Origin of the sequence: Jannaschia maritima, from assembly GCF_030973515.1 — a bacterium.
Classification (GTDB): domain Bacteria; phylum Pseudomonadota; class Alphaproteobacteria; order Rhodobacterales; family Rhodobacteraceae; genus Jannaschia; species Jannaschia maritima.
Genome location: NZ_JARGZA010000014.1, coordinates 85,025 through 95,047, shown reverse-complemented (window position 1 = coordinate 95,047; position 10,023 = coordinate 85,025). Strand labels below are relative to the sequence as shown.

Sequence of the window (10,023 nt, the reverse complement as noted above, 5' to 3'; positions counted from 1 at the left end):
GTCCTGGACCTTCGGGTCCGCCATGTCGGTGGTGCCATAGCAGACGGCCAGGTCGGCGGGCCCCACGAACAGGCCGTCGATGCCGTCCGTCGCGGCGATGGCGCCGGCCGCCTCCACGCCTTCCGGCTCCTCGATCTGCGCGATGATGACCGTCTCGTCGCGCGATTGCTGCAGCACGTCGCCCATCGGCCGCGTGGCGAAGCCAGCCCAGCGGGTCGATCCGGCATAGCCGCGGCCCCCGTGGCCGAACCGTCCGGCGCGCGCGATCTCCGCCGCCTTGGCCGCCGAATCGACGTGCGGCACCACGATGCCCGTGGCCCCGCTGTCCAGGGCCTTCAGGATCTCGACCGGCGTGCCCGTCGGCACCCGGACCAGGCAGGGGACGTCCAGCGCTCGGGCCAGGGCCAGGCAGACGTCCAGCCGCGCCCGGTCGAACGGCGAATGCTCCGCGTCCAGGCACAGGAAGTCCAGCCGCGACTGGGCCAGCACCTCGATCATCTCGTGGGCGGGCGTCTTCACGAAGGTCCCGACCAGGATCTCCCCCGATGCCATGCGTTGCTTGAAGCTCATGTCGAATCCTCCCGTTTCGGCGCTTATGGCACGTCCCCGCGGCCGCCCCAACGCATCGCCGCTTGGCGCGGGCCGCGGGGCTCCCTAGGCTCGTCCGGCAGCTCGGGGGAGGACAGGGCATGACGCGCGACTACCTGAAGAAGGCGAAGAAGACCGCGACCTCCGATGCCGCGGACGTCCGCGCCACCGTGCAGGCGATCCTGGACGACATCGAGGCGGGCGGCGACGCCAAGGCGCTCGAATACGCCGCGCGGTTCGACCGCTACGACGGCGACACGGTCCTGACCGACGCCGCGATCCAGGCCGCGGTCGCGCAGGTCCCTGACACGCTCAAGCGGGACATCCAGTTCGCCCACCGCAACGTGCGGACCTTCGCCGAAGCCCAGAAGGGCACGCTCCAGGACATCGAGGTGGAGGTGATCCCCGGTCTCGTCGCCGGCCAGAAGACCATCCCCGTCGAGGCGGCGGGCTGCTACGTTCCGGGCGGCCGCTACAGCCACGTGGCCAGCGCGATCATGACCGTGACCACCGCCAAGGTCGCGGGCTGCGGTCACATCGCCGTGGCCTCGCCCCCCCGCCCCGGCGTGGGCATAGCCCCCGCCATCGTCTACGCCGCCCACCTGTGCGGGGCGGACCGGATCCTCGCCATGGGCGGCGTGCAGGGCGTGGCCGCGATGACGTTCGGCCTGTTCGGCCTGCCGCCCGCCAACATCCTGGTCGGGCCCGGCAACCAGTTCGTGGCCGAAGCCAAGCGCATCCTGTTCGGCCGCGTGGGCATCGACATGGTCGCGGGCCCCACCGACAGCCTGATCCTGGCGGACCGCAGCGCGGACCCGGAGATCGTGGCCGTCGACCTCGTCAGTCAGGCGGAGCACGGGTACAACTCCCCCGTCTGGCTCGTCACCGACGACCGCGATTTGGCGGAGACGGCGATGGCCCGCGTCCCCCAGCTGATCGAGGATCTGCCTGAAACCAACCGCGACAACGCCCGCGCCGCCTGGGCCGACTATGCGGAGGTCATCCTGTGCGCTGACCGCGACGAGATGGCCGCGACCTCCGACGAATACGCCCCCGAGCACCTGACCGTGTTGGCCCGGGACCTGGATTGGTGGCGCTACCGGCTGCGCTGCTACGGCTCGCTCTTCTTGGGCGAGGAGACGACGGTCAGCTTCGGCGACAAGGCCGCGGGCCCCAACCACGTCCTGCCCACGGGCCGGGCCGCGACCTATACGGGCGGGCTGTCGGTCCACAAGTACATGAAGATCGTCACCTGGCAGCGCTCCACCCGCGAGGCCGCGCGCGACGTGGCGCTCGCCACCGCCCGCATCAGCCGCCTCGAAGGCATGGAAGCCCACGCCCGCGCCGCCGACATCCGCTTGGCCAAGTTCTTCCCGGGCGAGAACTTCGACCTGTCCGCCGCCGACTAGGCGGGCCATCGAGCGAAAGACCGTCATCCCCAGGCTCGACCCGGGGACCTCCCGCATCCGTCGCGACACCTCAAACCCGCGACAGCACCAGCCCCCCGCCACCAGCACCAAGGCCAGGACCCGCGTGGGGGTGATCTCGCGGGCCTCCGCGCAGCGGATGGCCCGCCGATGCCATCGGGCGACGAACCAGCGGCAGGGTATTCCGCGAAGCGGAATGTCCCGGGAGCGGCCGAACCGCCCCCTACAGCCGCGACAGCACCAACCCCCCCGCCACCAGCACCAGGGCTAGGACCCGCGTGGGGGTGATCTCGCGGGCCTCCGCGCAGCGGATGGCCCGCCGATGCCATCGGGCGACGAACCAGCGGCAGGGTATTCCGCGAAGCGGAATGTCCCGGGAGCGGCCGAACCGCCCCCTACAGCCGCGACAGCACCAACCCCCCCGCCACCAGCACCAGGGCTAGGACCCGCGTGGGGGTGATCGGATGCACGGGCGCCGCGAAGGCCCCCATCGCGTCCATCACCAGCGCCGCCCCCAACTGCCCCAGCAGCAGCGCGGCGAACGCGGTCAGGATCCCGATCGTCGGCACCGCCCACAGCATCGCCCAGACCACCGCCGCGCCCAGGAACCCGCCCAGCCACAGCACCCACGGCACGGACCCCGCCCGCGCGAACGCCCCCAGGTCGCCCCGCAGCGCCGTCACCGCCAGAAGCGCCGCGAACCCCACCCCGAACGAGATCGCCGCCGCCGCCACCCCGCTGCCGATCCCCTTTCCCAGGGCGGCGTTCAGCGGTGCCTGCACTCCGAATCCTATACCGACGAGGAACACCACGGCGACGGGCACCAGCACGGCGGGGGACAGCAGGGACATGGGCGCGGGCTCTCGGTTGTGCCGCACCGGCCTGCCCGCTAAGCCCCCGCCAGTCAACGCGAGCGCGGGGGAGCCCCATGTCGAACGAAGCCCTGGAACGGACGATCGAGGCCGCGTGGGACGCGCGCGACACCGTCACCCCGCAGACAACCGGCGCCGTCCGTGACGCGGTGGAGGCGACGCTCGACGCGCTCGACGGGGGCACCCTGCGCGTGGCCGAACCGCGGGGCGACGGCCAATGGCACGTCAATCAATGGGCCAAGAAGGCGGTGCTCCTGTCCTTCCGCCTGCGCGACATGACCCCGATGGAAGGCGGCCCGCAGGGCGGCACCTGGTGGGACAAGGCGGACAGCAAGTTCGCGGGCTGGAACGCCGCCGCCTGGGACCGCGCGGGCTTCCGCGCCGTGCCGGGCTGCGTCGTCCGGCGGTCGGCCTACGTGGCTCCCGGCGTCGTCTTGATGCCGTCCTTCGTGAACCTCGGCGCCTACGTGGACGCGGGCACCATGGTCGACACCTGGGCTACCGTGGGATCGTGCGCCCAGATCGGCCGCAACGTGCATCTGTCGGGCGGCGTCGGCATCGGCGGCGTGCTGGAACCCATGCAGGCCGGCCCCACCATCATCGAGGACGACTGCTTCATCGGCGCCCGCTCCGAGGTGGTGGAGGGGTGCATCGTCCGACGGGGCTCCGTCCTCGGCATGGGCGTCTTCATCGGCAAATCGACGAAGATCGTGAACCGCCTGACCGGCGAGATCACCTATGGCGAGGTGCCGCCCTATTCGGTCGTCGTCGCGGGCTCGATGCCCGGGGCCGGCACCATGGGCAACGGCGCCGCCGCCCCCAATCTCTACTGCGCGGTGATCGTCAAGCAGGTGGACGCCCGGACGCGCAGCAAGACCGCGATCAACGACCTGCTGCGGGACTGACGGGCCGCGCGTGCGCCGGGCCCGACCCGTCGCCACGCCCCGGGAGGCGGACTTGCCGGCCGGGCACCCTATGTCCCCCTCCATGACGGAATACGGATACCACAACAGCCACGAGCAGTTCGCGCCCGCGCGGCTCCTCGACGTGGCCAAGCGGGCGGATGCGGCGGGGTTCCGCGTCGCCTCCGCCTCCGATCACTTCCACCCTTGGAGCGAGGCGGAGCAGGGGCAGTCCGGCTTCGTCTGGTCCTGGCTGGGCGCCGCGATGGAGGCGACGTCGATCCGCTTCCGCACCGTGTCCTGCCCCGGCTGGCGCTACCATCCCGCGATCCTGGCGCAGGCGGGGGCCACGATCAGCGCCATGTATCCCGAACGGCTCTGGATGGCGCTGGGCTCCGGCCAGTTGCTCAACGAAGGCGTGGCCGGCGTCAACTGGCCCGAGAAGCGCGAACGCAACGCGCATCTGAAGGAATGCGTGGACGTGATGCGCGCGCTCTGGGCGGGCGAGGAGGTGACGCATCGCGGGCGCATCACCGTCGAGGCCGCGAAGCTCTATTCCCGTCCCGACGTGCCGCCGAAGGTGATCGGCGCCGCCGTCAGCGAGGACACGGCGCGCTGGGTCGGCGGCTGGGCCGACGCGCTGATCACCGTGGGCGCGGCGGACCGGTCGCGCACGAAGGCCGTGATCGACGCGTTCCGCGAGGGCGGGGGCGAGGGCAAGCCCGTCGCCGTGCAGGCCAAGATCGGCTGGGGCGAGGACCGCGCCTGGGCGATGGAGAACGCATGGAAGGAATGGCGCACCAACGTCCTGCCGGGCGAGGTGCCCTGGGTCATCCGCACGCCTAGGCAGTTCGAGGAGGCCACGCGCTACGTCACGCCCGAGGACGTGGCCACGGCCGTCTTCGTGTCCGACGACCTGGGCGCCCAGGCCGAGCACATCCGCGGCTTCGCCGCCATGGGCGCGACGGAGGTGATGATCCACAACGTCTGCGAGAACCAGGAAGCGTTCATCGACACGTTCGGGGCGAAGGTCCTGCCGGAACTGGGGTAGGGATAAGGATGGATGCCTTAAGCTAATGGAAACGCAGCGCGGGCGTGGTAGAGGGTGAGGAAGAAGTCTGAGGAACGTCGATGAACGCGCTCAACATTGACACGCTGAAGTTCGCCCGGAGCCTCAAGGCGGCCGGTGCGGATGACCGGCTTGCGGAAGCTATCGCCGAAGGCGTCGCCGGTGCGGATACGAGTCAGTTCTCTACGAAGACGGATGTCGCTGAACTGAAGACCGAGATCGCAGGGGTGAAGGCGGAGTTGAAGACCGAGATCGCGGGACTCAGGGGCGAGTTGAAGACCGACATCGCCGCCGTCCGCACCGACATGGCTGCGATGAAGAGTGAACTCGTTCGCATGAATTGGATCACGTCCATCGGCATCGTCGCCGCGATGTTCACCATGCTCCGCTTCTTCACGGGCTGATCAGTTTGCTCGACCTCTGGTACAAGAACGCCATCGTCTACTGCCTCGACGTCGAGACCTTCATGGATGCCGACGGCGACGGGTCGGGCGACTTCCAGGGCCTGACCGACCGGCTGGACCACCTGGAGGCGCTGGGCGTCACCTGCCTGTGGCTCAACCCGTTCTACCCCTCGCCGATGCGCGACAACGGCTACGACATCACCGACTTCTACGGCGTGCACCCCCGGCTGGGCACGCTGGGCCGCTTCGTGGAGTTCAGCCGCGCGGCGCGCGACCGGGGGATGCGGGTGATGGTGGACCTTGTCTGCAACCACACCTCCATCGACCATCCCTGGTTCCGATCGGCCCGGTCCTCGCCGGACAGCCCCTATCGCGACTGGTACGTCTGGTCGAAGGAGAAGCCCGCCGACATCACCGAGGGCATCATCTTCCCCGGCGTGCAGGATGCCGTGTGGACCCACGACGAGGAGGCGGACGCCTGGTACATGCACCGCTTCTACGCGCACCAGGCCGATCTCGACATCTCGAACCCTGCGGTGCGGGCGGAGATCCTGCGGATCATGGGCTTCTGGCTGGAGATGGGGGTCGAGGGGTTCCGCATCGACGCGGTGCCCTTCCTGATCGAGTACAAGGGGCTGGAGGACGAACCCGACCGCGACCCGCTCCTGCTGCTGTCCGAGATGCGGGACTTCCTGTCCTGGCGGAAGGCCGGCGCGATCATGCTGGCGGAGGCCAACGTGGAGCGCGAAACGATCCCCGACTATTTCGGCGGGCGGGCGTTCGGCGCCGACGAGCGGATGCACATGGCGTTCGACTTCCCGCTGAACCAGTACCTGTGGCTGGGCCTGATCCGCGGCTCGGCGGAGCCGATCGCGCGGGCGCTCGACACGCGGCCGAAGGAGATGGGGCAGCAGGCGCAGTTCGGCGTGTTCCTGCGCAACCACGACGAGCTCAGCCTCGACAAGCTCACGGACGCGGAGCGGGAGGAAGCCTTCGCGGCGCTCGCGCCGGAGGATTCGATGCGCGTCTACGACCGGGGCGTCCGGCGGCGCCTGGCGCCGATGCTGGGGGGCGACATGGACCGGCTGGCGCTGGCCCATTCGCTCCTGTTCGCGCTGCCGGGCACGCCGGTCATGTGGTACGGCGACGAGATCGGGATGGGCGAGGATCTGGACCTGCCCGAACGCCTGCCGGTGCGCACGCCGATGCAATGGGCCGACGAGCGCCATGGCGGCTTCAGCCGCACGCGGGGCGACCTGGTGCGCCCCGTCGTGGCGGACGGCCCGCTCGGCTACGGCGCCGTCAACGTGGCGCGGCAACGGGCGGAACGGGGCTCCCTCCTCGACCGGGTCGGCGCCATGATCCGCGTGCGGCGCGCCTGCCCGGAGATCGGCTGGGGCGGATGGACCGTGCTGGACGCGCCCGACGGCGTGCTCGCGCTGCGCTGCGACTGGAACGGGGGGGCCGTCGTCACGCTGCACGACATCGGCGGGGACGGGGCCGAGCTCGCCCTCGACCTCGACGCCCGCCGCCTCGTGACGCTGCTGTCCAGCGACGACGACTGCTCCGATCGCGCGCCGTCCGAGACGATCGCGCTCCCGCCCAACGGCTATCGCTGGATGCGCCTGGACGGGGAACGCCGCTAGCCCAGGGCGCGACTGGACCCCGACCTGCCGCCACGGCCTGCTGCCCGCCGCCGACCTGGCCCGGCTGGCGGGGCTCCCGCTGCCCCCCGAACGCCGCGCGGCCGCCCCGCGCCTGCGCCTGACCCTGCCCCGCCCAACCTCTACGGCGCGGTGATCGTCGAGCAGCTCGATGCCCGGCGCGTCCAGGCCGCGCAGCGGGAACTGGACGCCGTGACGCGGCAATGGATCGAGGTCGGCGTCGATGCGGGCCTCTTCGTCGCGTCGCTGAACCCGACGGGCGGGCAGATCGCCGACGGAATCTCGCTGTCCCGCAACGTGGCGGCGGGCAATTACGGCGCGGCCGTGGTGGACGGCGTCGGCATGGTCCCGGTGCTGGGCGACATCTTCAAGGGCTTCTTCCGCGGACGGCGCATCGCGCGCGCGGTCACCCGGGCCGACGAGGCGTTGCGCCTCGCGCGACAGAACATGCAGCAGGTCGGCACGATCGCCCGCCGCCGCGTGGCCGCGCGCACGCTGACCCGGCGGATGCGGCGTCGCCGCGACGAGATCCTCGAACGCTACCGCGGCTGCGACATGGCCCGCTGCCGCGCCGACCGCGACGCCGAGTTGCGCGAACTCTACGGCCCCGGCAACCTGCCCGCCCCCGGCACCGGCAGCTTCCGGAACGCCGACGGCTCTCCCGCACCGGTAGGCGAAGGGGTTTTCGTGCCGGATCCAAATGATCGAACTGGATCGGATCTTCACGAGGCACTTCAAAACCACGGAGCAGTCGGCATTCCCTACTCAGCTGGGCGTCCAGACCTTTCTGGATTCCCTCCGCCCGGATCTTCGGCGCCCGACGGACGTGCGTGGCGCGTCGACATTGAGCAGAGCCTCACCGGTGATCGCGCAGCGGATCGAAACGCGTCATGGGGTGCATGGCGGGAGCGGTATGGCTCGACACACTCAGAACCACGCAACGGACATTGGCACCACGCCGGTGACGGGGCTTCGATGATGTATGTGGACCGTGACATCCACGGCCCCTTGTCTCACATCGGTGATGCGTCGATAAACCAAACGCCTGAATTCTAGGAGTTATCCCGTGAGCGGAATCAATTGGAATCCGGATTGGCAGCTTAGCGAACCTAGTGAGTTCGACTTTAATCCTGATGGGTCGATCACCCTCCGAGATCCTTTGAACGATGTTTTCCTCACAAGAGACTATATTGAGTTTATGCAGCGTTCCAACGGCGCAGGACTTCGTGATACGGGCTCTTGGTTTATGGCGCGCTTCGATGAAGGCGTCGTTCTTCTGCAAGTCGAATGGTTGGGAAACACCCGAAATTTGGATTTGACGACACGAAGCTATTATCGTCACCTTGATCCGGATACCCATCTTTTGCCGCTCAAGCATGTCTTCATCGGATTTGCGGACCCGGTGAATCCAGAAGGTGCTGACATCGTGATGAATGTCCAGAAGGGCGATCCCGACTACGGCAAGATCTACGCTTGGATCCGCGCGAACGATCCGTGGATGACCGGCGACAACACCCACGGCCTCGGCCACGTCGCCGACAGCTTCACCGGCTTCATGAACGGCCTGACGGAGCGGGAGAACCTTTGAACCCCCGTCCGGGCTTCGGACCGCGGGTCTGGGCGGCGGAGTTCGGGGCCTATCCGGAAGGCGTCCTCGCGCTGATGGGGCCGATGGAGGTGATGCCGCTGGATCACGCCGACCTCCTCTGGCTCGCCCGCCAGGCAGACGCGCCTTCCGAATTCCTGGCCCATCACCTGGACGAGGCGGTCGACCCCTTCGCTGCGACCGGCGCGCATTTTCGCCTCGGCCTGTGCAGCTTCAAGCGCGGTCCGGGCCGTCTTCTGCCCGTCTTCGACGGCAGGCAGGTCATGACGACCATGGCGGCCCGGAACGAAAGGGTGGCGCAGGTCGCCCGAGCCGTGCTGGCGGAGGGGCGGGAGGACGCTCTCTATTTCAGACCCTGGCGGGACATACCGCGCTGGTGCGAGTTCCGGGTCTTCATCCGGGCCGGCGTCGTCGTCGGAGCGAGCCAGTATCACACCGACCGCCGCTTTCCCGAGATCGTGGCCGACAAGCCGCGCATCGCCGATGTCCTGAGGGCGGCGGTGGACGATCTGCTGAAGGTGCTGCATGTGGACGACATCGTGGCCGACTTCGCCGTGCCGCCCGCCCTCGATCGACAGGCCCTGTTGCTGGAACTGAACCCCTTCGTTCGCCGCACGGGTCCGGGTCTGTTCCGGTGGGGTGGTGGCCTCGATGGTGGCGACTTCGATCGGACGTTCAGGACCCTCTGACCATGACGCGGTGCGCAGGACGCCAATGACCCCCGCCGCCTTCGCCGCCCTCCACCCCCGCCTCTACCGTTTGGCCGAACGGGGCAGCCTGGACTCGATCCGGCGCCACGGCCTGCTGCCCGCCGCCGACCTGGCCCGGCTGGCGGGGCATCCGCTGCCCCCCGAACGTCGCGCGGCCGCCCTGCGCCTGACCCTCCCGGATGGCACGCCCGTCACGATCACCGACAACGCGCCCCTGTCCATGCGCGCCTTGGGCGGCATCCTGGACGACGGCCTCGCGCCCGCCGACTGGATGGCGATGCTGAATGCCCGCGTCTTCTTCTGGCCGGACCGGGCGCTGGGGGCTGGGAACCTGGCGGCACGCCTGCGGCTGGGCTACCGCAGCGAATGGCACGTCTTCGACACCGCCCGCCTGCTCGCCCCCGTCTGGGACCGGGCGGAGGTCGCGCCCATCAACACCGGCGCCACCCTGCGGGCCGCCGCCCGCCGGGGCCGCGCCACCTTCGCCCCCCTGGCGACCCTCGACTGGGACGCCTGGCGCCGCGCCCGGCCGACCAGGGCCCTCGACCGCGCGAAGGAGGTCACGGTCCGCGGCCCCGTCCCCCACGCCGCGGATGCGATCGAGGCGATCGAACCCGCCCGCTAGGGTGGGGATGGGCGCTCGTGACCGCGTCTCGGCACCCCGCCGGACCACCCCCCGCACGGAACGGCCCCGTGACGCAAGACCGGCGCAACGCGCGGTGCAGGTGTGCAGAAACGTATGCACGGGGGCAAAGGACCGGTCCCGCAGGGACGGGACGGT

At 69.9% G+C, this 10,023-nt stretch carries 11 protein-coding genes; 9 read left to right on the top strand and 2 right to left on the bottom strand.

The features are described 5' to 3' along the window. Positions 1–570: HpcH/HpaI aldolase family protein (locus P0084_RS13960; RefSeq protein ID WP_308917480.1), on the bottom strand; the 570-nt coding region annotated here is incomplete at its 3' end. A gap of 119 nt (positions 571–689) precedes the next feature. Between P0084_RS13960 and hisD the strand changes: the two genes are divergently transcribed. After that, positions 690–1,997 (top strand): histidinol dehydrogenase, encoded by a 1,308-nt coding sequence (gene hisD / locus P0084_RS13955; protein WP_308917479.1) that lies wholly within the window; start codon positions 690–692, stop codon positions 1,995–1,997. Positions 1,998–2,410: 413 nt separating this feature from the next. Here hisD and P0084_RS13950 read toward each other — a convergent pair whose 3' ends face one another. Next, on the bottom strand, positions 2,411–2,866 hold the full coding sequence (locus tag P0084_RS13950) for a DMT family transporter (RefSeq protein ID WP_308917478.1): 456 nt from the start codon (positions 2,864–2,866) through the stop codon (positions 2,411–2,413). Between the two features lie 77 nt (positions 2,867–2,943). On the opposite strand from P0084_RS13950, the gene dapD reads away from it, so the two are divergent. The 8 genes from dapD (at position 2,944) to P0084_RS13910 (ending at position 9,867) form a co-directional block, all read left to right on the top strand. Continuing rightward, positions 2,944–3,792 carry a 2,3,4,5-tetrahydropyridine-2,6-dicarboxylate N-succinyltransferase gene (gene dapD / locus P0084_RS13945; protein ID WP_308917477.1) on the top strand — a complete coding sequence of 283 codons (849 nt, stop codon included), beginning with the start codon at positions 2,944–2,946 and terminating at the stop codon, positions 3,790–3,792. An 82-nt stretch (positions 3,793–3,874) separates the two neighbouring features. Next, positions 3,875–4,840 carry a TIGR03885 family FMN-dependent LLM class oxidoreductase gene (locus tag P0084_RS13940; protein ID WP_308917476.1) on the top strand — a complete coding sequence of 322 codons (966 nt, stop codon included), beginning with the start codon at positions 3,875–3,877 and terminating at the stop codon, positions 4,838–4,840. A gap of 80 nt (positions 4,841–4,920) precedes the next feature. Continuing rightward, complete coding sequence (locus P0084_RS13935) at positions 4,921–5,262, top strand: hypothetical protein (RefSeq protein WP_308917475.1); 342 nt, start codon at positions 4,921–4,923, stop codon at positions 5,260–5,262. Between the two features lie 5 nt (positions 5,263–5,267). Further along, a complete protein-coding gene (locus P0084_RS13930; protein ID WP_308917474.1) occupies positions 5,268–6,908 on the top strand; it encodes an alpha-amylase family protein in 1,641 nt (546 codons plus the stop codon). Between the two features lie 150 nt (positions 6,909–7,058). After that, positions 7,059–7,982, top strand: a complete 924-nt coding sequence (locus P0084_RS13925) for a hypothetical protein (RefSeq protein ID WP_308917473.1) — start codon at positions 7,059–7,061, stop codon at positions 7,980–7,982. A 10-nt stretch (positions 7,983–7,992) separates the two neighbouring features. Then, on the top strand, positions 7,993–8,514 hold the full coding sequence (locus tag P0084_RS13920) for an SMI1/KNR4 family protein (RefSeq protein ID WP_308917472.1): 522 nt from the start codon (positions 7,993–7,995) through the stop codon (positions 8,512–8,514). Next, complete coding sequence (locus P0084_RS13915) at positions 8,511–9,221, top strand: cell division cycle protein 123 family protein (RefSeq protein WP_308917471.1); 711 nt, start codon at positions 8,511–8,513, stop codon at positions 9,219–9,221. The genes P0084_RS13920 and P0084_RS13915 overlap by 4 nt, the downstream gene beginning before the upstream one ends. 25 nt (positions 9,222–9,246) lie before the next feature. Next, on the top strand, positions 9,247–9,867 hold the full coding sequence (locus P0084_RS13910; RefSeq protein ID WP_308917470.1) for a DUF7002 family protein: 621 nt from the start codon (positions 9,247–9,249) through the stop codon (positions 9,865–9,867). Positions 9,868–10,023: the final 156 nt, after the last annotated feature.